Source organism: Psychrobacter fulvigenes, assembly GCF_904846155.1.
Lineage (GTDB): Bacteria > Pseudomonadota > Gammaproteobacteria > Pseudomonadales > Moraxellaceae > Psychrobacter > Psychrobacter fulvigenes.
Genome location: NZ_CAJGZP010000001.1, coordinates 2,342,384 through 2,367,451 on the forward strand (window position 1 = coordinate 2,342,384; position 25,068 = coordinate 2,367,451).

Consider the following 25,068-nt stretch of genomic DNA (forward strand, 5'->3'; position numbering starts at 1 on the left):
AAATCTTCAGCCAGACAAAATTTTGAAATTACCAATAAAAAAGCAAGGCGTATGATATGACAGACATCACAGCAGAAGCACAGTTTGATAACTTCTTTGCCCTATTTGAGCAGCCTGTACAGTTTGAAGTCAGTCAAGACAGTCTCGACCAGCATCTACGTCTGCTACAAAAACGCTATCATCCTGATAATGTCGTAAAAAACGTGTCAGATACTGCACAAGCGCAAAAACAATCTGAGCAAGCTTCAGCACTCATTAACCAAGCCTATCAAACGCTAAGTAAGCCTGATAGCCGCGCTAGCTATTTGTTAGATATGGCAGATCAAGCGCAAAATCTAGAACATTCAATCGCAGACTTAGAATTTTTAGAAGATGCGATGCAGATGCGTATTGATCTAGACGAAGCGATTGAGGACAAAGACCGTGCGACCTTACAACAGCTACATCCGCAGATTACAGGACGCTTAGCCAAACAGTCTGAGCGTTTTAGCACTGCCTACCAAAATCAAGACTGGCAAACGGCGATTGATGCGACGCAAAAGTTGAAGTTTTTAGTAAAGTTAAACGCTGACGTTACTATTGGTCTCGATAATCTAGCGACTGCTGAGCATTCAGATGACGATGATTTATATGTTTAACTGCGTATCGCTGAGTTCAGCTATTAATGCTTAGAAACTACAAGCCTAGTGAGTTTGATTTTTATTCACCAATGACAGTTAAAATAGCAGCTGCGATATCGTATAATCCCTTGTTTTAAGCACTATTGATCGCTGACCTTCTTTGTTTTCAACGTGAGAACAAAGTAGTTAAGCTTTAATGGTATGTATGTCGTCTTTGCTTCATTTCACTTATTCATTTTATCTCTTTAATTTTATCTTTGAGTTATCTTATGTCTTTATTGCAAATTGCCGAACCCAATCAAAGTGCTCAACCTCACCAGCATCGTTTTGGTCTGGGAATCGATCTTGGTACCACACGTTCATTGGTCGCAGTGGTACGTTCAGGCAAGGCGCAAGTCCTAGAAGCAGGCGCAACGACAGATACCTTATTACCCTCTGTTGTCTATTATCCAAGTACAGGCAATCCACTAGTTGGCTATGATGCCCTAGCCCATTTAGCGGATGATCCAAAAAATACGATCATCTCGGCTAAGCGTTTTATGGGCCGTAGCCAAGCTGATATCAAATTCTCTCATCCTTATGAGCTAAGTGGCAGCAAAGATGCTATGCCAGCATTCGTGACGGCTCAGGGCGAAGTATCTCCTGTCGAAGTATCCGCACGTATATTAGCAGCGCTCGAGCAACGTGCAGCTAGCGCATTGCCTGCTGACAGCATCGAAGGGGCTGTCATCACTGTACCAGCTTACTTTGATGAAGCGCAGCGCCAAGCGACTAAAGACGCGGCACAAGCGGCAGGCATTAATGTCCTACGTCTATTAAATGAGCCTACCGCGGCAGCAGTCGCCTATGGTCTCGACCGGCCTTCACAAGATGGCAATAAAGAAAGCTACTACTTAATTTATGATCTGGGTGGCGGTACTTTTGACGTCTCTATCCTAAAGCTGACTGATGGCGTCTTTGAAGTATTGGCAACTGGTGGAAATAGTGCCTTAGGTGGTGACGATATTGACCGCCTGATGACCAATTGGCTTATCAAGCAATTGAACATCAACCCTAAAGATGTGAGCCTCCATGACAAATCGATACTCGCACAGCAAGCCAAAGCCTACAAGCAAGCACTGACCGACGCTGAACAAGTTGATATTGATATTACTGTCAATGAGCAGTCTTATCAAGGTGTACTACGTCGTGAAGATTTGCTCGCTATTGCAGAACCAGTTAACCGCCGTACGCTCAGCGTCTGTGAACAAGCTCTACGTGATGCCAAGCTTGAGATTAAAGATTTAGATGAAGTTATCTTGGTTGGCGGTTCTACGCGTATGCCTGCTGTACAACAAGTCGTCACTGAGTTTTTTGCTAAGCAGCCACTTTGCCGTCTGAACCCAGATGAAGTGGTCGCCTTAGGTGCTGCCCAAACAGCGCATCAATTGGTCAATGGTGATAGTGACAACAATCTTTTATTATTAGATGTAACGCCATTATCGCTCGGTCTTGAGACCATGGGCGGCCTAGTTGAAGTACTTATTCCACGTAATACTCCTATCCCTGTTAAGAAGCGTCAAGTATTTACCACGTATCAAGATGGTCAGACTGGCATGGTGATTCACGTGGTACAGGGCGAGCGCGAAACGGTTGAAAACAACCGCTCGCTTGGGCGCTTTGAGCTATACGGCATTCCACCGATGAAAGCTGGCTTTGCCCGCATCGAGGTGACTTTTAGTATTGATGCCAATGGTCAATTGACCGTTAGTGCGCAAGAAACCACTACCAAGACAGAAAGCAAAATTGAGATTGTGCCTTCTTATGGACTGTCAGATGAGCAAAAAGAGCAACTGCTTATGGCAGGGTTCCAGCATGCTGAAGAAGATAAAAATGCGCGCTCTTTGATTGAGACCAAAGTAGAAGCGGAGCGTGAAGTGCTCGCGTTACAATCTGCATTAAAAGAGTTTGCCGCCCTATTATCTTCTGATGAGCAGCAATCATTAACTGAGCAGATGCAGGCACTACAAACCGCATTAAGCACTGATGATTTAACTGTTATCGAAGCAGAGCAAGCCAAGCTAAAGCCTTATAGTGACGCCTTTGCGGCACGTATTATGAATCAGAGCGTCAAAGCCAGCATGGCAGGTACCATTGCTCAAGATTGGTAACAAATACATCTAGGAATATTTATACTTGAGAATTAAGCTTAGCCATCCTACTAAGCTCACCTTTTATATTTCTCAGTTTTCATTTTTTTAATTGATTAGCATCGGACAAATAATTTATGCCAAAGATTACCGTATTACCTCATCATGAAATTTGCCCTGAAGGCACTGAGGTCGAGCTAGAAGCTGGCCAGAACTTATGTAAAGCACTATTAGAAAAAGGCATTAAGATCGAACATGCTTGTGAGATGTCAAAAGCATGTACCACCTGTCATGTGGTCGTACGTAAAGGCTTTAATAGTTTGGATGAGATGGATGATATCGAAGCTGACTTACTTGATCGTGCTTGGGGCTTGGAGCCTGATTCACGCTTGTCCTGTCAGGTTATGCTGGAAGATGAAGACTTAACCATCGAGATTCCTAAATATACGCTCAACCATGCAAAAGAAAATCACTAATATGAAACTGCTTAAATCTTGCTATTAAGCTTGAATAAGCTGTTCATAAAAAAGCCAGCTATTAAATAGCTGGCTTTTTCGTGTGTGAATATCTAATGTCTGGACATCTGGTTATTACTGTTACTGTTACTCTTATTTACATCTGCCAATCAAATGGCATCTGATGATGACCACGCAGCGCCATCATCAGTGTCTGCTGCATCTGTGACAATACTGCTGGCGTATACGGAATAGCAGGGACACCCCATACTGGGTTTGGCCACTGCATATCGTTTTGATAACGTACAATGTGATGAAAATGCAATTGTGGCACCTGATTTCCTAGTGCTGCGACATTCATCTTGTCTGCTTGAAAAGTTTTCGCAAGTTGGCTTGATAACCAGCTTGACTCACGTAAAAACTGCGCCTGATCAAATTCAGAAAGCTCATACAGCTCTTTGATGCCTGAGACGCGTGGCACCAATATCAACCAAGGAAACTGGCAATCATTAATCAAACGACACGTCGATAATGGAAAATCGCCCACCAAAAAACTATCAGCGGCAAGCTTAGGATGCAGTTGGAACATAATGAAGGCTTCTCTTGTTATAGAACATCAATAAAATAAAAGGAGGTAGAAGTTACTAAAATCTAAAATATATATTGCCACTATTTTATCAGTTATCTACGAGATAAAATAGCAACATTAGCCATTCACTAAAAGCTAATTGAGTTATGCCGTTTCACCCACCATATAGTCAGCTGAATGTAAAATTGTTATGGATTTAAACGCGCTACTGGTATAAATTTTACTTGCGTGCTGCGTACCCAGAGGCTGCGCAACTGTACTTCAAAAGATAGCATCCCAGTAGCGCTATGACATTTTTAGAGTGTATCGACTATATGCTCACTAAAATAGCGCAGTAGCTCTTGAATGACCGTTACTCGCTGTTGGGCAGTCTGTAGCTTATCCGCATCGCTATAGCGAATACCTGACGCGCCATTCATACGATAACGCTGACCATCAGATTGAATCAACTTAATAATCGCTAACGCATCGACTGGCGTATCGGGGGCAAACTCTAACGTCATACTATTGCTATTGGCATCTATTTTATTAATCTTCAGCGGCTCCGCTTGGAGGCGCAGTCCATGAATGGCAAAAAGCTGCTTGGTTTGATCTGGCAGAGTACCAAAACGATCTATCATTTCAGTACGAATATCCGTTAATGCCTCTTTATCATCGGCATTGCTAATGCGTTTATAAAATAACAAACGCTGGTGTACATCGTGCAAATACTCTTCTGGTATCAATGCTGAGCTATGTAGATTAATCTCACTGGTCAGCGATAATGGTGTATTTAAATCCGGCTCTTTACCCGCTTTGATCGCCTTAGTAGCACGCTCAAGCATGTCCATATACAAGCTAAAACCAATGGCCTGCATATTACCACTTTGCTGCTTGCCGAGTATTTCACCTGCCCCGCGAATCTCTAAATCTTCGCTTGCCAGCATAAAGCCTGCACCCAAGGTATTGGCACGCTCAATGGCATGGAGACGACGCTTGGCATCACCTTTAAGGCCTTTAATAGATGGCACAAGTAAGTAACAATAGGCCTGATGATGGCTACGACCGACACGACCACGCAGCTGATGCAGCTGAGCAAGACCAAACTTGTCAGCGCGCTCAATAATAATGGTATTGGCATTGGGTACATCAATACCGGTTTCAATAATCGTCGTACAGACTAAGACATTGAACTTTTTATGATAAAACTGCTGCATGATCTGTTCAAGTTGCCGCTCCTGCATTTGTCCATGCGCGACCCCTACTCGAGCTTCTGGCACCAGCTCACGAATTGTTTCTGCCATACGCTCAATGCTCGCCACATCATTATGCAATAAATAGACCTGTCCACCGCGTAGTAGTTCACGCAAGATGGCCTCTTTCATCAAGGCTTGCGTCTTTTGCATGACAAAGGTCTTGATGGCGAGACGGCGGGCCGGCGGCGTAGCAATGATAGACATATCGCGCATACCAGATAGCGCCATGTTCAGAGTACGCGGAATCGGCGTCGCTGTCATTGACAGGCTATCTACATTAGTCTGAATGGCTTTGATACGCTCTTTATGGCGTACCCCAAAGCGATGCTCCTCATCAACCACCATCAAACCTAAATTGGCAAATTTAACGTCTTCTTGCAGCAGCTTATGCGTTCCAATCACGATATCCACTTTCCCAGCAGCCAGATCTGCCAGTACCGTCTGCTGATGTTTTTTGCCGCCGAAGCGTGATAAGGTCTCGATACGTACTGGCCAATCGGCAAAACGATCGCGAAAGTTATCTTCGTGCTGTCCTGCCAGTAACGTCGTCGGCACCAGCACCGCCACTTGATAGCCAGCGCTGACCGCAACAAAGGCGGCGCGCATCGCCACTTCCGTCTTACCAAAGCCCACATCGCCACAGATGAGTCGATCCATAGGCTGGTTTTGCTTCATATCATGCATCACAGCATGAATCGCATTGGCCTGATCTGGTGTCTCTTCATAGGCAAATTGGCTGGCAAACAGCTCATACTGTGAGAGTTCAATTTTAAAATGAATACCCACCTTGGCTTCACGTCTGGCCTGCATATGCAGGAGCTCAGCCGCGACATCGTGAATTTGCTCTAGTGCCTTTTGTTTGGCTTTGTCCCATTTACCACTACCAATCTTATGCAGCGGTGCCAATGCAGGATCGCCACCACTATAGCGGCTAATCAATTGCAAATTCGCCACTGGTACATAAATACTGGCATCGTCAGCGTATTTTAGATGGATAAACTCCTGTTCACCATCACCGACATCTAAGGTAATAAGGCCATTATAACGACCAATACCATGTTCAATATGGACAATTGGACTGCCCTCAGTCATCTCTGTGACGCTTTTGACTAAGAACTCTTCTGACACCCCACTCTGCCGACGACGGCGCGTTTGTAGCACTTGACGACCAAACAGCTGCGTCTCACTAATCAGCACCAAACGTTCGGGTACATAAACGCCGCGCTCAATAGGCGCAACAGTCAAGCCAACATGGGGTAAAGTATTATGCTGTGCAGCTTTATGCGCATGATCTGTCGCTAAAAAATCTTCAAAACTGCTATAAGCCTTGATATCAATCTTGCCCTTGAACAGCTCTATTAATATCTCACGGCGACCAGCAGTCTCAGCGACGATCAGCACTGGTGTACCTGTCTGCGCTTGCAGCTCCAAGAACGCTAGCAATTCAGCCAAAGGCTCAGCTTTTTGATGGTTGACGGATAGCTGTGGCGGTACAAGCGCACTTAGCGTGATTAGGCCTTGCTGTTTGTTTGAAGTCGTTTGCAATTGTGGTTGTGACTGTTGTTCTAATGACATGTCCTCACTATCAGTTGCAGCGACGTCGGTCATTGTAGCCAGCTCATCACGCGCACTTAAAATCACGCGCGGATAACGGTTTAGCTGTTCATTCAGCGCATTTGATAACAGATACAACCATTCGGGAGCGACAATAGGCTTATCAAGGTCATGACGACGCTCTTCATAGCGGCGCTGGATCTGCGACCAATAGTCGGCCTGTTTTTCACTATTTAATTCATCAGTGATAAATAAAGCATCGCTTGGCAAGTAGGAGAATAAAGTACTTTCTGCCTCCCAGTCCTTTAAATCAAAAAACAGCGGCTGATAGTATTCAAGTCCACTAGTTGCAATACCTGCCATCACGTCTTTATGCAGCTCGAGTTTACGACTGCTGGCATTAGGGAACATCTCAGCAAAGTTGGTACGAAAGATCTCACGGCCTTCTTCTAGCGGGAACTCTTTTGCGGGTAATATCTGAAACTGGGTAATAGGCTTAGAGATGTCTGGCAGTTTGTGCAGTAGGGATAGCGACTCTTGTCCCATGCTCTGATCATTATTTGCAATCAATGCTTTGAGATCATCTTCGGTCAAGGTACGCTGAGTTTGCGGATGAAAAAAGCGAATGGTCTCGATCTCATCATCAAACAAATCTAAGCGCAATGGGAATGGCTGCCCCATCGCAAAAATATCAATAATGCTACCACGTACTGCAAACTCGCCTGGTTCAAACACATTTTCAACGGCTCGATAACCCGCTTTTGCCAGTAGTTCGCGCTGGGTGTTGATATCAAAGGTGTCACCCACGCTGAGATCAAAGTGTTGACCAATCACCCAACTGGGCGGTGCAACACGCTGCATGAGCGTCTGTACAGATATGAGCAAGACCCCTGACGTTGGCATATCGGTAAGCAGGTTAATACGCTCACTGACAATATCCTGATGCGGTGAGAGCTCATCATAGGTCAAGGTTTCCCAATCGGGAAACACGTAAGCATCGACACCGCAAAATGCCAGTTCAGTCTCTATCTGATTGAGTTGGTTCTGATCACGAGTTACCACGACTTTTAATCGATCCGCAACCTTCCTTAACGGCTCATCAACCAAACTTGCTAGCCACAAGCTACTGACTGCACCATGGACAGGTGCAAGCCAACGCTTCTGAGTATCCTTAATAGGAAACAGCTGCTGATTAATAGGGGCAAATGCGTCAGTCAAAGCAGTGATAGGCATAGCAGATAGAATCAAGGTTAGGAAACAGAAGGCTATTATACGAGCATTTTGACCATTGACCAAACCAATGCCGTAACGGTTTGTCAATATCAACAAAAAACCCTATTACAGGCTCAATTTGTATCGTATTTGTGCAGTAAATTAAAATATGTTGTTGGAGTTAGAAATGATAGAAGCTTGCACTTTTGAATTTTAAAAACAAAAAGCCCCAGTCTTTACCTGTAACCCAGTAGCAGACTGAGGATTTTATATAAACGTAGTACTTATGACAAACAGAAGTCTATTAAGCGGTTAAAGGCTTGTCGCTTGCGATAATACCATTGTTATCCGCATAGACAAACATACTAGAAGTCAGAGTTAAGTCACCAAAGCTAATCTCTAAATCAGTCTGACCTTCGTCACGGCGGGTAGATTTGCGCGGGATACAGCCTAACGCCATCACCCCGATATCCATCTCTGCCATGTCGTCAACATCACGTACACAGCCATAGACAATCACTCCGGCCCAACCATTATCAATCGCTGACTGCGCAATCATATCTCCTAGTAGCGCACAACGCATAGAACCACCACCATCAACGACCAGCACCTTGCCTTCGCCATTTGTGTCCTTGCCATCGCTATTGAGCAATGCCTTAACTCGGCTATTATCTTCAAAGCACTTTACCGTCACAATCTCGCCACAAAACTTGTCTTTAGCACCGAAACTATGAAACGATTTGCCTTCGATATTAGGTAAGCAAACTTGTGACTCAGGATTGGCGTCCAATAAATCACAGGTTACGAAGTTTTCTTTGGTCATTGCTGTCGATTCTGACATGGCTATACACTCCTTGTTGAAGGTTATTTACTTCTTCTATTTTACTTAGGCTATTTTTAATGATATGAAATACTGGTTAGTTATTTTTATCTTATCTCAATTTTTTACCCGCGTCATTGCCAGCATTTGTTTATTTTCGATAATGTCTGTCGTATTTGGCACGGTTGCCTTACGAAATTTACTACGCTCATACACCTCATGCGCAGCCATTGCCATCGCGATTGCCACACGTTTAGCAGAAATAGGATGCAAGCGTAACGACTCAGAAACCAACGGAGAGATAAGCTGAAAAGCTTTTTGGCTGATACTCTCGAGCGGTCGGCCTTTGTGTTTTCCCAATAACAATGAAGGGCGAAAAATTACCAACTGCTCAAAGCCTAACGCCATGATTGATTGCTCGGTTTCTGCCTTGACTTGATTATACAAAAACCGGCTGTCTTTATCGGCATTCATCGAAGACAACAAAAAGAAGTTCTTAACCCCTTTGTCATGGCATAGCTTGGCAAAGCTCACGTTGTAATCATGATCCACTTTTCGAAAGGCTTCATCACTACCTGCTTGCTTTCTAGTAGTACCAAGACAACTAAACGCATCCGTTGAGCGATCGACACCCACACTGGCAAACACTTCTGCTAAGTTATCAAAATCGTTGACTTGATAAAAACGCATACTGGTGTTGATATAGCGCGGTGGACGCCGTGCAATCACAACTAAAGTGTCATAAATCTCACTAAGCTGCTTGATAAGATGCTGTCCTACCAATCCTGTCGCGCCAATTACAATCGCTTTTCGCTGCATACCTTGTCCGTCTTCTTTTAGTTTTAGTCTTAAAATAAAACATCGTCTTCAAATATTGCGTATTACACGGCTATCAATCATTTTAAACACTGTATATTTTAAGTATGATATATATGTATGGCCTTTATTCTGTCTTACTTTTAAAACATACCATTAGGCTATCATACCTAAGTTAGAGTATGACAGAGGCGATTAATCAATAATTTATTGTAAGAGATTTTATCATAGCGATTGGCATCAACCGACCAGCAGCTGGTGACAATTTGCTGATTCTACGAATAACCAAGCCTAATCAAAACTTCTTTACGCATTAGCCGTCAAATATATTGTCCTTAGTGCAATAATTTGCTAAGATGTTCGGCTTTACACGTCAACGCTATTTAATTATTCCAAATGGCTTTGACGCTTGCGATGATCTCTTGATATTAGATACCTTAATATTAGACATCGACATCATGTTTGACGAGACGGCTGCTCGTCACCGATGATTGTTAAACCTATTATTGCAACCAACATTCATATTTTTATCTGTCTTTCATAAAGGAGATACGCGTGGCTAATACTGCACAAGCTCGTAAACGCGCCCGTCAAAACACCAAACGTCGCCAAGAATCTGCGTCACAACGCTCAATGGTTCGTACTTATTTAAAGCGTGTTGATGCGGCTATCGAAGCAAAAGATTATGACTCAGCTACCGAAGCTTTCAAAAAAGCGGTACCTGTTCTAGATCGTATGGCTGACAAAGGCGTTATTCATAAGAATAAAGCTGCTCGTCGTAAGAGCCGCTTAAACAAAGCTATCAAAGGCTTACAAGCTTAAGATTTGCTGCGCTCACATTACGTGCTAGCGAAAACCTTGTCCCTGTGACAAGGTTTTTTTATGCTTGTTCAAAAAGATAAATTTAATACAAACCTTATGTCCATTTGACCTCTGGTGGCAATAAGAGTTTATTGGGATGAAACCCTGACAAGCGATAGCCCTCTAACAAGCTGTTAATCGGACGCACATAGACCTCACCGCGCCAAACAAAATACGCACTAGCCTGCTCAAACGGTTTATCATCGAACCACAAAAAGACCCCTTCCATCATCTTTGGCCAGTCATTCCAATCAATCTCGATGACATCGAGCATGACTGCCAAAAAGGCAGACAGTAACGTATCATGGCTAACTGCTAGCATTAAATGACCCTGCTGCGGCTGATTTTGGTAAAAAAGTGATAAAAGATCTAAACCACCCTGATAGGCATTCTTGGTACCTTCAAGGTTTCCTTGCAAAAAACGATTGATAAAATTAAGCACACCAATCTCTTTAAACACTTGATTGGCAATATCAGGCTCTGTCACTAAGCTACCAGGCTCTACTAATAGCGACTGATGTTCAATATGCCGCTGTAGACCAGCACCCTCTTGCATCAGCTGCGCGGTATCTATACAACGTCCGATAGGGCTTGAGATACTGTCCACATTAAGTGAGTATGGCAAATGACCTGCCAGCCAGCGTCCCCATGATTGTGCTAATACGCGGCCTTTTGGCGTCAGTGGCAGCTGATAACTGGCAAAGCCATTACCGTCAGAGCGCTCACGCAAGGAGTGTCTGGTAAATAAAATAAGACGCTTATCAGTCGGTAACAAGCTGACCGAGGAGATCATACTGTCAGGTAGGTGCGCAGGTGCTGGCGCAATTGGATTTTTGGTCACAGGGGCAGCATCAGTCTGTCGTTTGGGTATATTAGAATCAGGTAGTTTACTCATGGCAGCTAGCGTAGCAGAATTTTTGTCTTAAGTGAAAGAAATACAAACTGAGTAACGATATAAACTCTAAGTTTACAATGTTCTAATATTTGAACTCCAAAAAAGCATTAGATTTCAATCACTTTATCCCATGCAAACTCTATTTCAGTACTACTGACTTCATTTGGATAAGCACGAGGATTGACAATCACACGCGTGTTATGAATTTGATAATCAAATGCCTCATGCGTATGTCCATGTACCCAAAGCGTAGGCGCCCACGACTCATGCATCCAAGCACTAAAGTCGCTTACAAAAGCGGCATTACTTGGCAAGTTAGCATACTTCTCAGACACAGATAATGGGCTGATACTATGATGACTCATTACCACTGTTTTTTTACCAAGCGTTTTTGCCGTTATCAATGCTTGTCGTAACCATTGACGCTGCTTGGCATGGATTTGCATCGATACTTCAGGTGAAAAAAGATCACTCCCCGCATAAATCTGCTTATAGTCACGCATAAAACGCCTAGCGATCACCATCGTATCTTCATGGGCTTGGTATTGATAATCCGTCCATAGCGTACAGCCTAAGATACGTATATCACCGATATCAATATACTGACACTGTAAAAATCGCACACCTTGCCCAGAGGCTTCATTATAATTGTCCCAAGTCGCCAGTTTTTGATCAAAATGCAGCACATCTTCACTAAAATACTCATGGTTGCCAGCGATAGTGATAATTGGCACTTGCAATCTTGCCGCCTGCTCCTGCAGCCACGGCATACCACTATCACTGTTGGCAGTATCCCCTGCTACGAGCACCAAGTCCGCATCTGTCTTGGGGATATGCCCCATCGGATGCGACTGACGAGCATAGCTATCGATGTGTAAATCGCTTAAAATCTGTAATTTCATACTATTCAATACAACCAAAAAATGTCAATAAATAGAAAACAGTGTAACACTTAGCTTTGCGCAGTTAAAAAGTAAAAAAGACAACTCAGGTGAGCTGTCTTTTTTATTATATTTCAAAAATAGATATTCCGTTTTACTCTTGTTAAATACCTTGCAAAATTTTATGTAGCTTTGCAGTAGGGTCTGGCGCTTGAGTAATAGAGCGACCGATGACCAGATAATCTGCGCCATCTTCTAAAGCCTGCTTTGGCGTGCAGATACGCTTCTGATCATCCGCATTGTCTTCAGGTAAGCGGATACCAGGAGTAATCAGTTTGAAGTCATGACCGCACAGCTCTTTTAGCGCCTTTGCTTCTTGAGCAGAGCAAACGACACCATCAAGACCTGACTGCTTCGTGAGCTGCGCTAAACGGCTCACTTGCGACTCTAGGCTATCAGTGATACCAATCTGAGGTAATACATCTTCGGTCATAGAGGTGAGCACTGTAACGGCTATTAGTAGCGTCTCATAGCCACCTGCTACTAATCGCTCCTTCGCTAGTGACATCGCTGCACTACCCGCGCTGGCGTGCACGTTCACCATCCACACACCAAGCTCAGCCGCTGCTAATACTGCTTGAGCAGTGGTATTAGGAATATCATGAAATTTTAGATCTAAAAACACCTCAAACTGACGCTGATGCAAAGCTTTTACAATCTCAGGGCCTGAGCGCGTAAACAGCTCTTTACCTACTTTTAGACGGCACAAGGTAGGATCTAGAGTATCAGCTAATGAGAGTGCCGCATCCATCGTATTATTGTCTAAGGCAACAATAACAGGGGAAGTCATGGTTTTTTTATTCATGGTTTTTTTTTACTTTGTATCAGAATTATAGAAATATTATATATAAGGGTTTTCTAGCAATGGTCTGACCCATCATCAAATCAGTCACGTTTACGCTTAGTCAGAGTAGCCCCTTCATCATGAGTATTCTCTGATGCATCGTGCACCTGAGCGGCAGTAGCGCCATAGACGGCTTCCTCTACCGTTGGTGCCGTTGCCTGACGATCGATAACGGCATTTGCTTGCGTTACCTGCTCCTGCAAGTTCTTATTTAACTTTTGCAAGCGAGATATCTCCCACTTGTTTTGTAATACACGGAACATCAAGAGTGCCAATAGCATCCCAATCACAATACCCAGTATCAAGCATAGTATGAGTAATAGCCCTAAATTCATGGCAGGTGCTTGAGAGAACAATAAATTCACACCCACTTCGGTATTATTAGCCAATACCAAACCAAGAGAATAGGCAAAGCTCAAAAACAATAAGACAAACAGTAAAAATCGCATTATCTATATACCTCAGTTCTCAATCATATAGGACACTTACTTGATAACAGTATGCTTGATAAGCATATGCCATTAGTCAGCATCACTCGAGTTATAACTTGTAACTTATGGCTCACAACTGCTTAAGTAATTGGTTATGTAGAAAGTTTATAAATGCTCAAACATTCTAAGTGTTTTTTTATTAGACTGCTACTTTTTCATTTACTGCTTCACGTAGCGCCTTACCAGGCTTAAAGTGTGGAATGGCCTTGGCAGGCACTGGCACACTCTCTCCCGTTTTAGGATTTCGACCTATACGAGCGCGGCGGTGATGCAAGCAGAAACTCCCGAAGCCGCGGACTTCGACTCGGCCATCATTTGCCAAAGTATCTACCATCAAATCCAATATCTCACGTACTGCGTCGTCTACTACTGTTTCCGCCATCGTGTCACAGTTAGCACTCAAATTGTTAATAAAATCGGATTTATTAATCGCTTGTTGCATTATTACGCTTGCCTTCTCATTTTGTAGTTATCCTCTTTATCTAATAGCAGTAACCTTGAATAGTTATTTAATAAAAATCCTATTCATAACTAAACCATTAGTAATAAAGACTGGTTCTACAGTTAAGTTAATATTTAATTATCGCTTAATATCTTTATTTTCAGAGTACCATCAAGCAGCTAAAAAAACTCTACTCATGAGCCTTTATGTACTCCAAAAGCTTATAGTCTTCAAGTACTTAGTCCTAGTTTACATTTCGTTACTCAGGGTTGCAAATGATAACGGAATTTATTGTAAATGGAAATGGTAGTTTAAGCAATTAAAGCAAAAACTTCATAAATCGTATTTTTGGAAACTAGAAATAATTTACTCATAAAAAAAAGCGACCGAGGTCGCTTTTTTCTTATAACTTGCTATTAAAAACAATCTACAGTTAGCAAAAGCTTACTGCATTTGCTCTTTGATTAAGTCACCAATTGTTTTTGGCTGGGCATCAGTCGACTGTGGCGCGCTGCTGCTACCTAGATCTTTAATCGCTTGACGCTCTTCAGCTTCGTCTTTCGCTTTGATAGACAGGCTGATGTTGCGTGTTTTGCGGTCAACACTGATGATCTTAGCTTCAACATCGTCACCAACTGTTAGATGCTTAGTTGCATCTTCAACGCGGTCACGCTGAATTTCAGAGGCACGTAGATATGCTTCAACTTCTTCAGCTAGCTCAATAGTAGCACCTTTAGCGTCTACTTCTTTCACTTTACCATTTACGATAGCACCGCGGTCATTAGCGACTAGGTATTCGTTGAATGGATCAGAGCTTAACTGCTTCACGCCTAGGCTGATACGGTTGGCTTCTGCATCTACAGACAATACCATTGCTTCAACGGTGTCGCCTTTGTTGTAGTTACGAATAGCGTCTTCGCCAGTTTCGTTCCAAGAGATATCAGATAGATGAACAAGACCATCAATACCACCATCTAGACCGATAAAGATACCGAAGTCAGTGATTGATTTGATAGTACCAGTGATTTTGTCACCGCGCTCATGCTTCTTATCAAACTCATCCCATGGGTTGGCTAGAGTTTGTTTGATGCCTAAGCTAATACGGCGACGCTCTTCGTCGATATCAAGAATCATAACGTCAACTTCATCACCCACTTGCACTACTTTTGATGGGTGGATGTTTTTGTTGGTATGATCCATTTCTGATACGTGGACTAGACCTTCAATACCTTCAGCGATTTCAGCAAAGCAACCATAATCAGTTAGGTTGGTTACGCGAGCTTTAACGATGCTACCTACTGGGTAAGTGCCGCCAACGTTATCCCAAGGATCAGTACCAAGTTGCTTAAGACCTAGGCTAACGCGGTTACGTTCGCGGTCAAACTTCAATACTTTAACTTTTAGATCCTGACCAACTTCAACCACCTCAGATGGGTGCTTGATACGGCGCCATGCCATGTCAGTGATGTGAAGTAAACCATCGATACCACCAAGATCTACGAACGCACCATAATCAGTAAGGTTCTTAACGATACCTTCGATCTCGATACCTTCTTCAAGCTTGTTCAATAGCTCTTCGCGCTCAGCTGAGTTCTCAGCTTCCATAACTGCACGGCGGCTAACCACAACGTTGTTACGTTTTTGGTCAAGCTTGATTACTTTGAATTCTAGCTCTTTGCCTTCAAGATGCGTCGTGTCACGAATAGGACGTACATCTACCAATGAGCCTGGTAGGAACGCACGTACTGAACCAATATCTACAGTAAAGCCACCTTTAACTTTACTTGAGATAATACCTTTTACGATCTCATCATTGTCAGAGATTTTTTCAAGGATGTTCCAAGTTTCAACGCGTTTGGCTTTTTCGCGTGACAGTAGGGTTTGACCCATACCGTTATCAACCGCTTCAACCACTACATCAACGCTATCGCCAACTTCAACTTCAAGTTCGCCTTCTTCGCTTAAAAACTCTTCACGAGCGACGATACCTTCAGATTTAAGACCAGTATCTACTGTGATCCAATCACTATCGATGGCCACAACAGTTCCTGTGATAACCGAGCCACGCTCGATATCCAGACCCTGCTCTTCAATGCTCGCTTCAAATAGTTCAGCAAATGATTCCATTATGTCTACCTTTGTATAGCCGTATCCTGTCCAGCACAGTACGGATCAAATTTATGAATATATAAAACGAGAATACTGGTTTTATATCTTACATATTCATATAAAAAAACGGTTGTTGGTAATAAGCGTACTATATTGACTCATTAGCAACAACTTTCTTTTCGTCTGATTGCTTTCTAATATAAAGATAGCGCTTATAAAACCGCTATCTTGTTATAATTGCTATAATTTTATACTAAAACCCACCCTTTTTGGAATCTTTTAGTCGTTATTTTATTGTTTATGTTGACTGATGTTGTAATAGCTAGGATTTTATAGCCAAATTAACATTAGCCACTAAAACAAATGCCTTGTTTTTGACAGTGTATTTTAAGCTGCTCATAAACCGTATCAGCATTTAACATTGAGCTATCAATCATTAATGCATCTTTTGCTGGCTTAGAGGGTGCCGTTGAGCGATTTTCATCACGATCATCTCGCTCTTTAATCGTCGCTAAAATAGCGTCAAAATCTGCTGTTTGCCCTGCATTCAGTAGCTGAGTCACACGGCGCTCGGCACGCGCTTCCGCACTGGCCGTCAAAAACACTTTGACATCTGCATCTGGAAATACCACAGTACCCATATCACGACCATCAGCGACCAATCCTGAACGGGTGGCCATATCTTGCTGCAATTTTAGCAATGCTTGCCGAACCTGTGGGAATACTGCGATTTGTGATGCATAACCACCAACCGTTTCATTACGAACTTGCTCACCGACTGCTTCACCATTAACAATGATATCTACACGGCCTGATTCATTATTAGGTACAAATGAGATATCCAAGCCTTGCGTTAATTTAAGCACAGCTGTTTCATCTATTGGCTGACTGGCATCAGCTGCAATCAATCCAGCTTCATAGGCTTTCAAGCCTACAATGCGATACAATGCACCTGAGTCCAGCAACTGATAGCCTAATGTCTGTGCGAGACGCCACGCTACCGTACCTTTGCCCGCGCCACTTGGCCCATCAATGCAAATGACAGGAAAACGCAGCGTTGGCAATTGACTCTTGTCTTCACTATCAAGTAGAGAGTTATCAGCTGTGGAGACAGTCATAGCGTTCACTTAGTCATTATCAATATTAAAATTGAAATTTGCTTTAAAGAATAACGGTTGATCAAAAGATAAGACAAACATATATTTTTAATGATATGTACTTAAGCTTCAACCACTTACGAGACAGCCAATTACCCAGCTGCCAAACAGGGCGATATTATAGCAAAAAAACACACCCATCACTAGCATCAAGGCTGATATGTTATTGATTAACTATATTGTCTTTGCGTTTGCTTTGTTTTTCTTTGCCGCTTGCCGACGTTTACGAAAAAAACCTTTGAGTATCTGACTGCTATGCTCCCTACACAAGCCTCTATAAGCTTGGATTTTATGATTATAAAAAGGCTGGATAGATAAATCCATTTGGCTGCCTACCATACCTGCTCGCGGCTCACTCGCCGCATAAATCAGCTTGTCAACACGCGCATGAATCAAGGCACCGATACACATGGTGCATGGCTCCAAAGTAACATATAAGGTCGTGCCCAACGGTAGACGATAATTGTTAAGCCTTAAACAAGCATTTCTGAGCGCAATGATTTCTGCATGAGCCGTTGCATCATGGCGACCTATCGGTTCATTGAACCCTTGGCCAATAATCTCTTGATTATGTACTAGTATTGCCCCTACTGGCACCTCACCAAGCTCAGCACCACGCTGCGCTAATGTCAGCGCATATCGCATCCATTTGGCATCTTCAATGCTCCAAAACTCATGCGTGCTAAAATCACCAATACTAAGCCTATACGGCTGTAGAAAAGAGCGTGTCATGATTGGCATCTACTGTGGCAACTGCCAGTCAATGGGCATTTGACCGTGCTGTTTTAGATAGTCATTGGTTTTGGAAAACGGCTTTGTACCAAAAAACCCACCGCGATTGGCCGCGAGTGGTGATGGGTGTACCGCCGTCAAAATGAGATGTTTATCAGCATTGATATACTTACCCTTTTTTTGTGCTTTACTGCCCCACAAAATAAATACCGTATGCTCTGTTTGCTCATTGACCACATCAATCACTGCGTCCGTAAACTGCTCCCAGCCTTTGCTTTGATGACTGTTTGGCTCACTTTCTTTTACGGTTAGAGAGCTGTTCAATAGCAAGACTCCTTGCTGTGCCCAATGCGTCAAATCTCCATGCGCTGAGGGACTTATCCCTATATCATCCGCCATCTCTTTTAAGATATTATTCAGTGAGGGCGGCTTTGGAATGGCTTTTGGAACTGAAAATGAGAGTCCCATCGCCTGACCTGGGCCATGGTAAGGATCTTGACCCAAAATCACCACTTTCACCTGCGATAAGGGGGTCAAGTTTAGCGCATTAAAAATCAAAGGTGCAGGAGGATAAACACTATCGCCTGACTGATACGCCTCTTTTAAAAATTCACGCAGAGTATCCATATTGTCCGAGGTCAGCTCATCTGCAAGCGCAGCTTTCCAATCCTCTGGCAAACGTACCTTGTCTAGTATTGCTTGCTTTTGTGCTGCTGTTTTTTGCTCAGCTTGCTCACCGAATAGCTCCATGGAACATCACCTAATTTTTATTAATTTTAAGATAAGTTAATACTTTTGAATTTCACTAAAACTTGATTAAAACAATTCATAATAATGGTAGCAAAAAAACAGCTCGCATTGCGTTATAAAGTTTAATAATCACATAACAGCCCACTGAATAATCGTCATAAAAAAACGGTTACTCCCATAAGAAATAACCGTTTCTATCTAAACAAACGACCTTGATTAGCTCGCTACTGATTCAGAGTCTGAGTGTGGCTCATGTGTTTCAACCACCGTCAGTATGATTCGACTATCTGCTGAACCTTTATCACTTTTACCAATGTTGGCAGAAGGTTTTTGCAAGTCTACTGCTTCTCCCTCAGCTTCCAAGGTAACATGAACCACGCCACCATTAACCAAGTCACCAAACAAAATCATATTTGCCAACGGTTTTTTTATCTCATCTTGGATCAAACGCTGCATCGGACGTGCACCCATTAAGCGATCGTAGCCTTTGTCAGCCAGATATTCTCGGACTTCATCGTCAATCTCTAAGGTAACTTGCTTATCGTCAAGCTGAGCTTGTAGTTCAACCAAGAACTTATCAACGACTGAAACAACTACTGAAGTATCTAGAGGGTTGAACTGAATGATCGCATCCAAGCGGTTACGGAACTCAGGCGTGAATACGCGTTTGAGTGCCTCAGTATTATCACGACTATGATCTTGCTCAGTGAAGCCCATCGATGAGCGGCTAATGCTATCCGCACCGACGTTGGTAGTCATAATAATAATTACTTGCTTAAAGCTCGCCACACGGCCGTTATTATCCGTCAGTGTGCCATGATCCATCACCTGCAATAGCAAGTTGAAGACGTCAGGGTGTGCTTTTTCAATCTCATCAAACAACAATACACAATGCGGATGTTGATTTATCTTTTCAGTAAGCAGGCCACCTTGGTCATAACCAACATAACCTGGGGGCGCACCGATGAGACGTGAAGCAGTGTGCGCTTCCATGTACTCTGACATATCAAAGCGTACCAGCTCTACTCCCAACAAGTTTGCAAGCTGACGAGATACCTCTGTTTTACCAACCCCAGTAGGGCCTGCAAACATAAACGAACCAATTGGCTTCTCTGGCGCTTTTAGGCCTGCACGTGATAGCTTGATTGCATCCGCAAGCGTTGCAATCGCTTCATCCTGACCAAACACCAAATGCTTAAGATCACGATCCAAGTGTTCGAGAATACTCTTGTCATCTGTAGAGACTGACTTAGGTGGAATACGTGCTAGCTTAGCCACGATAGCTTCAATATCCGCCACATCAATTTTTATGACTGGCTTTTTACTGTTGGCCGTTTGCAGGTCATCGCTGTCCTTCAACTGATCATCTGCTTTGGCAGCTGCGGCTTGATCTTGCATCTCATTGTCAGCACTGGTATCCGCTTCAATATCAATATATTCTTGCTCATCGATATTTTGCTCTAAATCAGCAATGAAGGTATCTTCTGCATCAATGTCTTTGGCATCAGGAACGACTCCTAAACGCTTATAGGCACCCGCTTCATCAATCACGTCAATCGCTTTATCTGGTAAAAAACGCTCATGAATATGCTTAGATGATAACTCTACTGCAGATACCAAAGCTTCGTAAGTGTACTCGACATTATGAAATTCTTCATAGCGCGGCTTTAAGCCACGTAAGATTTCAATACTGTCTGCAACACTTGGCTCTTTCACGTCAATCTTTTGAAAACGACGAGACAATGCATGATCCTTTTCAAATACCTGACGGTATTCGGTAAAGGTCGTTGAGCCTATGCAACGTAACTCACCATTGGCAAGTGCCGGCTTAATTAAGTTTGAGACATCCATATTGCTGCTCATTGATGAGCCTGCACCAATAATCATATGAATTTCATCGATAAATAAAATTGCATTAGGTTTTTTCTTGAGCGCATCAAGCAGTGACTTCATACGTTTTTCAAAATCACCACGATACTTAGTACCTGCAATCAGCGAACCAATATCTAGGCTATAAATCACACAACCATTGAGCGGTTTTGGGGCTTTATTATTGATAATCAGCCACGCTAGACCTTCAGCGATAGAGGTTTTACCCACTCCTGGCTCACCAACCAATAAAGGGTTATTTTTACGACGACGACATAGTACTTGTGCCGTACGCTCAATCTCAGGAGCACGGCCAATCAATGGATCGGTTTTACCTTCAGCAGCGCGCTGGTTCAAGTTGGTGGCAAATTCGACCAATGGATCTTTACTGGTTTTTTCTGAGGCACTACGGCGCTCACCAGTCATAGAGGCGCGCGGCTCAGACGGCTCATCTTTATCTTGGCCATGTGACAGATACTGTGTCAGCTCCAGACGACTAATGCCTTGCTTTTTTAGCAAGTAGACGGCGTAAGTATCATGCTCTGAGAACATAGACACCAATATATCTGAGCCTTCAACCAAACGACCACCGCCAATGGACTGCACATGAAAAATAGCCCGTTGCAGTATACGATCAAAGCTTTGAGTAGGCTGCGGCGACTGTTCCATATCTACATCTATCGTTGGAGTATGCTTACTGATATAAGCTTCAAGCTCTGTACGTAGACTTGAGACATTTGCATTACAGGCCGTCAAAGTATTAGCGGCGTGAGTGTTTTCTAAGAGCGCTAGTAATAGGTGCTCAACAGTGAGGTACTCATGTGATTTTTGGCGCGCAAGCGTCATTGCTAAACGCAAAGAGACTTCAAGATGACGACTTAACATAAGGATTTCCTACGGTTATACATGTTTTTATAATTCAATAGCTTACAGACTAAATCAGGGCGGCAGATAGATTGTTCAAGGTCTAAAAGACAGTTTTTAACAGACAACAGCTACTTTGCTTAAACAGCGGCTGCACAACAATACACTCACTAGCTACACTTCAATACACTGAGCTCACTATCACGTTTTACGACAGTGCCTATTCATATCAACATGATAGGCGACTATAGTCAATCTATTAAAACGTACTAAAATGTATCAATACATACAAATATGACAAGTTAGGAGGTGTGATTCACCTGCTCTGGCCTTATATTGCATTGCATTGAATTGGTTAATTTAAGAGTAATAATATTGCTAGTAAAAACAGGGTTATTTCATACAAAAAACTTACCGAAACGCAAGGTTTTTGTCGAAATTCAGATAAAGATTAGGAATGAAATGAATACGTAACGACTAGCTATCTAATAGCGACCGATATGGCTGACACTATTTAAAAGAGGGTCATAGCGATTGAGTGCAGTTGTCTGTGTGATGGCTCACGCGATACACTGCAACTCTTCATTATGACACTTTTACAATGGAGTGACTACAATACTAATATGAGGATGTTCTTGATAAATATCAAGTATAAACAATGACATACGGAACATTATGCTTGTTTATCTTATACCATCTCCAAAAGTTAGAGTAGCGCGGGAAACTTATGCAAGTACCACTCCTAGTAGGCTTAGCAAGTTTGACAAATTTAATTGCACTTTTTGGGTTTAGTATTAGACAGTACGAGGAGATGATGAGTATAGACTTAAAGCAGTAGGGTCTTTAATCTTACTCGCCTTGATGAGGTTCTATTTGCGTCAGTAATGGATAGCCTTCACGATGCGCTAGGCTGTTTACTTTTTTGGCTTTAGTTTCGGCGATGTCTTTAGGGTAAATACCAGCAATACCTTTACTACTATTATGAATGGTCAACATAATCTCAACAGCTGTGTCGATATTATGACGAAACTCTGACTGCAGGATATATACCACAAATTCCATTGGCGTGTAGTTGTCATTATACATAACGACCGCATACATGGGCGGTTTTGCTATTTCAGGCTCTGCAACCAATACATCGGCTTGCGGACTGGTATCAGCATCGGTATCACTGTCGTGGGCACGATGATCCATTGGTAAGCTTGCTGGCATACTTGGAAAGTGCCAATCAGAAACCGTAGGTTCGGCATGCGTTAATTTTTGTTTCATGGTCATAGTTAAAATAATTTTAAAAGATAAATAGGAGTATAAAATATAAGATAAGTCGTTAGATTGAAACCAAAGCGCTTAAGGTTAAGTGGTGCTTAAGACTTAGTAGTGCTTAAGATTTAACAGTACTTAATTTTCAATAGCACTTATGGCTGAATCGGACTTTGATCAACTTCGGGCAAATCTAGAATTGACAACGGCATACTATCTACCATATCACCAAGTGTCCAATCATAGAGCTGCTCAACTTCCTGATCATCTGCTTCTAGATTGAGCTTAACTTGCAGCGGTTTGAAGCCAGTAGGCATTACAAAGCGTCCACGAATACGTACGATACCCTCAATGGCATAATATGCAGAATCCAATGGTACCTCTACGAAACTCTCTTTATTTTGCAGAGTCAAAGTCACCTTTAAATTCTTAGCAGCGCCATCCTCACTAAGCATTCCTACATCAAAACCGTATTCAAAGGCGTTTTCAGGTAAAGGTTCAATTTTGGCACCGAGTACTTGTAACTCCATGCCACCTTGCTCAGCAATAATCTTGGCATATAACTCATTGAGCTGTGAGACTTGCTGGCTCTCAACTTTCAGCGCTTGCTGATTGCTACGTAGCTCATCTAAGTTTGCCAAGCCAATCGCCAACTCTTGCTTGGCAGTCTCTACCTGATTGGTCAAAACTTTATTGCTAATACGTAAATCTTTGAGCTCATTAGTGGCTTGCTCATTATTGATGGCTGCTTGCTTGGTCTCTGTTTGTAATGCGTAGTAGCCACGTTGATAGCCAAGCTTGTGCCCTAATGTAATAGCCACTATCGCTGTGACTAACACAGCTACCGCAAACAAGGCGAGTAATAGTGTCGAGGCACCTTGCTGATTATGATAAATAATTGGACTGTTTTTTAAGTGGCTTTTTATGTGGTAGATCCTATCAATGGTTGGCTGCAGCGTATGCTGAGATTCGACTTCAATAAATACAGATGCAAAAGCGTGGCATGACAAACATGCTGGCTGCGAGCGCAAGCGGAGAGCAGTTTTAACACGCATTTATGCAATATCTCTTAACAGTAAAGACAAGATATTATAACGGAATTTAAAGTCAATACCTAGCACGGGGCTGTAAGCAGAATGACTTAACGGTAAAGGTTCTGTAATAACCATATCTATCATAACAATCCCTGTAACCACTATAATAACAATCATAGTCAGCGACACAGTCATGCGTTAAGAGTAAACACTGAGCACTAAGACATTAAGGGACAATCGGCGCAGCATTTAATCCAAGCGTTTCGTCAAGGCCAAACATTACGTTCATGTTTTGTACCGCTTGCCCTGCCGCCCCTTTTACCAAGTTATCCTGTACCACCATGACAGTCAACTCACCGCGCGCATTATCTTGATGCAAAGCTATACGTAAACGATTGCTGGCACGCACACTGCGCGTATCAGGGTAGATGCCTTGCGGTAGAATATCAATAAAAGGCTCTCCCGCATAGCTGGTCTCAAACGCTTGCTGCCAATCAATAGCACTGCCCTCTTCAGTGAGTGCCATATGGATAGAGCTAAACATACCACGAATCATCGGTACTAAGTGCGGTAAAAAACGAATTTTTTGATCGAACTGACTATTGAGTAGCTGCTCAATGCCTTGCTCAATCTCAGGCAAATGGCGATGTCCTTGAACGCCATAAGCTTTGAAATTATCAGTCGTTTCGGCATAGTTGAGTGCCAAACTTGCCTGACGACCAGCGCCCGATACTCCTGACTTGGCATCAATCACGATACGCGATTCAATTAAGCGTGTCGCTTGCTTATTTTGCATCTCAATGATGGGCTTCAATCCGAGTATGGCTGTGGTTGGATAGCAGCCAGGGTTGCCCACGACTAAAGCATCGGCAAGCTGCTCACGATTAACCTCAGTTAGACCGTATACCGCTGTCTTTAGCAGCTCTGGGCAGCTATGTGGCTGCTGATACCACGCTTCAAACTCCGTCAACGATTGCAGGCGAAAATCAGCCGCCAAATCCACTACCTTAACACCCGCTTGGGTTAAAGCTTCCGCTTGCTTCATCGCAACCCCATGCGGTGTGGCAAAAAATACCACGTCACACTTTTGCAGGGCCGATAGCGTCTCATCACCCAAGTCGCTAAACACAATATCTGAGATACCGCGCAAACTGGGGAATATCTCATCAGCACGAGTGCCTGCTTCACTTCGCGACGTTAGTAAATCGATGGACACCTCAGGATGAGCGGAGAGTAGACGAATGAGCTCAATACCCGTATAGCCCGTACCGCCAACGATAGCTGCTGAAATCATAAGATGTCCTTTTACTAATGTGTCATTAAGTGTAGCACTTTAAATATAGCATTAAAGTCTAGTGGTTTTGCAGTGTCTGCCTGGCTATGATCGAC

At 43.0% G+C, this 25,068-nt stretch carries 21 protein-coding genes; 4 read left to right on the forward strand and 17 right to left on the reverse strand.

All coding sequences use genetic code 11. The annotated features are described in order from the left end of the window. Positions 1 to 56: 56 nt before the first annotated feature. The 3 genes from hscB (at position 57) to fdx (ending at position 3,225) form a co-directional block, all read left to right on the forward strand. Positions 57 to 638 carry a Fe-S protein assembly co-chaperone HscB gene (hscB, locus tag JMX03_RS09895; RefSeq protein ID WP_201596494.1) on the forward strand — a complete coding sequence of 194 codons (582 nt, stop codon included), beginning with the start codon at positions 57 to 59 and terminating at the stop codon, positions 636 to 638. A gap of 251 nt (positions 639 to 889) precedes the next feature. Continuing rightward, the gene (gene hscA / locus JMX03_RS09900; protein ID WP_201596496.1) at positions 890 to 2,770 is read left to right on the forward strand and encodes a Fe-S protein assembly chaperone HscA; all 1,881 of its coding nucleotides are present in this window, start codon (positions 890 to 892) and stop codon (positions 2,768 to 2,770) included. A 116-nt stretch (positions 2,771 to 2,886) separates the two neighbouring features. Continuing rightward, complete coding sequence (fdx, locus tag JMX03_RS09905) at positions 2,887 to 3,225, forward strand: ISC system 2Fe-2S type ferredoxin (protein ID WP_201574250.1); 339 nt, start codon at positions 2,887 to 2,889, stop codon at positions 3,223 to 3,225. 136 nt (positions 3,226 to 3,361) lie between these two features. Here the strand turns inward: fdx and JMX03_RS09910 are convergent, their stop codons facing one another. The 4 genes from JMX03_RS09910 to JMX03_RS09925 form a co-directional block, all read right to left on the reverse strand. Then, the gene (locus JMX03_RS09910) at positions 3,362 to 3,793 is read right to left on the reverse strand and encodes an HIT domain-containing protein (protein WP_201596498.1); all 432 of its coding nucleotides are present in this window, start codon (positions 3,791 to 3,793) and stop codon (positions 3,362 to 3,364) included. Positions 3,794 to 4,089: 296 nt separating this feature from the next. Beyond that, positions 4,090 to 7,815 carry a transcription-repair coupling factor gene (mfd, locus tag JMX03_RS09915; RefSeq protein WP_201598015.1) on the reverse strand — a complete coding sequence of 1,242 codons (3,726 nt, stop codon included), beginning with the start codon at positions 7,813 to 7,815 and terminating at the stop codon, positions 4,090 to 4,092. Positions 7,816 to 8,098: 283 nt separating this feature from the next. Beyond that, positions 8,099 to 8,617 (reverse strand): ribonuclease E activity regulator RraA, encoded by a 519-nt coding sequence (gene rraA / locus JMX03_RS09920; RefSeq protein WP_201598021.1) that lies wholly within the window; start codon positions 8,615 to 8,617, stop codon positions 8,099 to 8,101. Positions 8,618 to 8,731: 114 nt separating this feature from the next. Further along, complete coding sequence (locus JMX03_RS09925) at positions 8,732 to 9,433, reverse strand: NAD-dependent epimerase/dehydratase family protein (protein WP_201596500.1); 702 nt, start codon at positions 9,431 to 9,433, stop codon at positions 8,732 to 8,734. 552 nt (positions 9,434 to 9,985) lie between these two features. Between JMX03_RS09925 and rpsT the strand changes: the two genes are divergently transcribed. Then, complete coding sequence (rpsT, locus tag JMX03_RS09930) at positions 9,986 to 10,252, forward strand: 30S ribosomal protein S20 (RefSeq protein ID WP_201574246.1); 267 nt, start codon at positions 9,986 to 9,988, stop codon at positions 10,250 to 10,252. A 94-nt stretch (positions 10,253 to 10,346) separates the two neighbouring features. Here the strand turns inward: rpsT and JMX03_RS09935 are convergent, their stop codons facing one another. The 13 genes from JMX03_RS09935 to argC form a co-directional block, all read right to left on the reverse strand. After that, entirely contained in the window at positions 10,347 to 11,084 is a 738-nt protein-coding gene (locus JMX03_RS09935; protein WP_406947746.1) for a histidine phosphatase family protein, read from the reverse strand. Between the two features lie 209 nt (positions 11,085 to 11,293). Then, a complete protein-coding gene (locus JMX03_RS09940) occupies positions 11,294 to 12,088 on the reverse strand; it encodes a metallophosphoesterase (RefSeq protein ID WP_201596504.1) in 795 nt (264 codons plus the stop codon). 142 nt (positions 12,089 to 12,230) lie between these two features. Beyond that, entirely contained in the window at positions 12,231 to 12,932 is a 702-nt protein-coding gene (gene pyrF / locus JMX03_RS09945; protein ID WP_201574243.1) for an orotidine-5'-phosphate decarboxylase, read from the reverse strand. A gap of 80 nt (positions 12,933 to 13,012) precedes the next feature. Continuing rightward, positions 13,013 to 13,420, reverse strand: a complete 408-nt coding sequence (locus JMX03_RS09950) for a lipopolysaccharide assembly protein LapA domain-containing protein (protein ID WP_201574242.1) — start codon at positions 13,418 to 13,420, stop codon at positions 13,013 to 13,015. 181 nt (positions 13,421 to 13,601) lie between these two features. Further along, positions 13,602 to 13,904: an integration host factor subunit beta gene (locus JMX03_RS09955; protein WP_201574241.1), complete on the reverse strand. Its 303-nt coding sequence runs from the start codon at positions 13,902 to 13,904 to the stop codon at positions 13,602 to 13,604. Between the two features lie 444 nt (positions 13,905 to 14,348). After that, positions 14,349 to 16,034, reverse strand: a complete 1,686-nt coding sequence (rpsA, locus tag JMX03_RS09960) for a 30S ribosomal protein S1 (RefSeq protein ID WP_201577149.1) — start codon at positions 16,032 to 16,034, stop codon at positions 14,349 to 14,351. 326 nt (positions 16,035 to 16,360) lie between these two features. Beyond that, a complete protein-coding gene (cmk, locus tag JMX03_RS09965; RefSeq protein ID WP_201596506.1) occupies positions 16,361 to 17,131 on the reverse strand; it encodes a (d)CMP kinase in 771 nt (256 codons plus the stop codon). 213 nt (positions 17,132 to 17,344) lie between these two features. Beyond that, positions 17,345 to 17,902: a tRNA adenosine(34) deaminase TadA gene (tadA, locus tag JMX03_RS09970; protein WP_201596508.1), complete on the reverse strand. Its 558-nt coding sequence runs from the start codon at positions 17,900 to 17,902 to the stop codon at positions 17,345 to 17,347. A gap of 9 nt (positions 17,903 to 17,911) precedes the next feature. Then, positions 17,912 to 18,652: a uracil-DNA glycosylase gene (locus JMX03_RS09975; protein WP_201596510.1), complete on the reverse strand. Its 741-nt coding sequence runs from the start codon at positions 18,650 to 18,652 to the stop codon at positions 17,912 to 17,914. Between the two features lie 216 nt (positions 18,653 to 18,868). Continuing rightward, on the reverse strand, positions 18,869 to 21,406 hold the full coding sequence (clpA, locus tag JMX03_RS09980) for an ATP-dependent Clp protease ATP-binding subunit ClpA (protein WP_201596512.1): 2,538 nt from the start codon (positions 21,404 to 21,406) through the stop codon (positions 18,869 to 18,871). A gap of 828 nt (positions 21,407 to 22,234) precedes the next feature. Further along, on the reverse strand, positions 22,235 to 22,660 hold the full coding sequence (locus JMX03_RS09985; RefSeq protein ID WP_201574236.1) for an ATP-dependent Clp protease adaptor ClpS: 426 nt from the start codon (positions 22,658 to 22,660) through the stop codon (positions 22,235 to 22,237). Positions 22,661 to 22,800: 140 nt separating this feature from the next. Continuing rightward, positions 22,801 to 23,700: a hypothetical protein gene (locus tag JMX03_RS09990; protein WP_201596514.1), complete on the reverse strand. Its 900-nt coding sequence runs from the start codon at positions 23,698 to 23,700 to the stop codon at positions 22,801 to 22,803. Positions 23,701 to 23,905: 205 nt separating this feature from the next. Beyond that, positions 23,906 to 24,973, reverse strand: coding sequence for an N-acetyl-gamma-glutamyl-phosphate reductase (gene argC, locus JMX03_RS09995; protein WP_201596516.1), 1,068 nt, complete (start codon positions 24,971 to 24,973; stop codon positions 23,906 to 23,908). Positions 24,974 to 25,068 lie beyond the last annotated feature (95 nt).

Coding starts and splice junctions, on each gene's coding strand:
- hscB (WP_201596494.1), top strand. CDS start 57: ATGACAGACATCACAGCAGAAGCACAGTTTGATAACTTCTTTGCCCTA.
- hscA (WP_201596496.1), top strand. CDS start 890: ATGTCTTTATTGCAAATTGCCGAACCCAATCAAAGTGCTCAACCTCAC.
- fdx (WP_201574250.1), top strand. CDS start 2,887: ATGCCAAAGATTACCGTATTACCTCATCATGAAATTTGCCCTGAAGGC.
- JMX03_RS09910 (WP_201596498.1), bottom strand. CDS start 3,793: ATGTTCCAACTGCATCCTAAGCTTGCCGCTGATAGTTTTTTGGTGGGC.
- mfd (WP_201598015.1), bottom strand. CDS start 7,815: ATGCCTATCACTGCTTTGACTGACGCATTTGCCCCTATTAATCAGCAG.
- rraA (WP_201598021.1), bottom strand. CDS start 8,617: ATGACCAAAGAAAACTTCGTAACCTGTGATTTATTGGACGCCAATCCT.
- JMX03_RS09925 (WP_201596500.1), bottom strand. CDS start 9,433: ATGCAGCGAAAAGCGATTGTAATTGGCGCGACAGGATTGGTAGGACAG.
- JMX03_RS09935 (WP_406947746.1), bottom strand. CDS start 11,084: ATGATCTCCTCGGTCAGCTTGTTACCGACTGATAAGCGTCTTATTTTA.
- JMX03_RS09940 (WP_201596504.1), bottom strand. CDS start 12,088: ATGAAATTACAGATTTTAAGCGATTTACACATCGATAGCTATGCTCGT.
- pyrF (WP_201574243.1), bottom strand. CDS start 12,932: ATGAATAAAAAAACCATGACTTCCCCTGTTATTGTTGCCTTAGACAAT.
- JMX03_RS09950 (WP_201574242.1), bottom strand. CDS start 13,420: ATGCGATTTTTACTGTTTGTCTTATTGTTTTTGAGCTTTGCCTATTCT.
- JMX03_RS09955 (WP_201574241.1), bottom strand. CDS start 13,904: ATGCAACAAGCGATTAATAAATCCGATTTTATTAACAATTTGAGTGCT.
- cmk (WP_201596506.1), bottom strand. CDS start 17,131: ATGACTGTCTCCACAGCTGATAACTCTCTACTTGATAGTGAAGACAAG.
- tadA (WP_201596508.1), bottom strand. CDS start 17,902: ATGACACGCTCTTTTCTACAGCCGTATAGGCTTAGTATTGGTGATTTT.
- JMX03_RS09975 (WP_201596510.1), bottom strand. CDS start 18,652: ATGGAGCTATTCGGTGAGCAAGCTGAGCAAAAAACAGCAGCACAAAAG.
- clpA (WP_201596512.1), bottom strand. CDS start 21,406: ATGTTAAGTCGTCATCTTGAAGTCTCTTTGCGTTTAGCAATGACGCTT.
- JMX03_RS09985 (WP_201574236.1), bottom strand. CDS start 22,660: ATGACCATGAAACAAAAATTAACGCATGCCGAACCTACGGTTTCTGAT.
- JMX03_RS09990 (WP_201596514.1), bottom strand. CDS start 23,700: ATGCGTGTTAAAACTGCTCTCCGCTTGCGCTCGCAGCCAGCATGTTTG.
- argC (WP_201596516.1), bottom strand. CDS start 24,973: ATGATTTCAGCAGCTATCGTTGGCGGTACGGGCTATACGGGTATTGAG.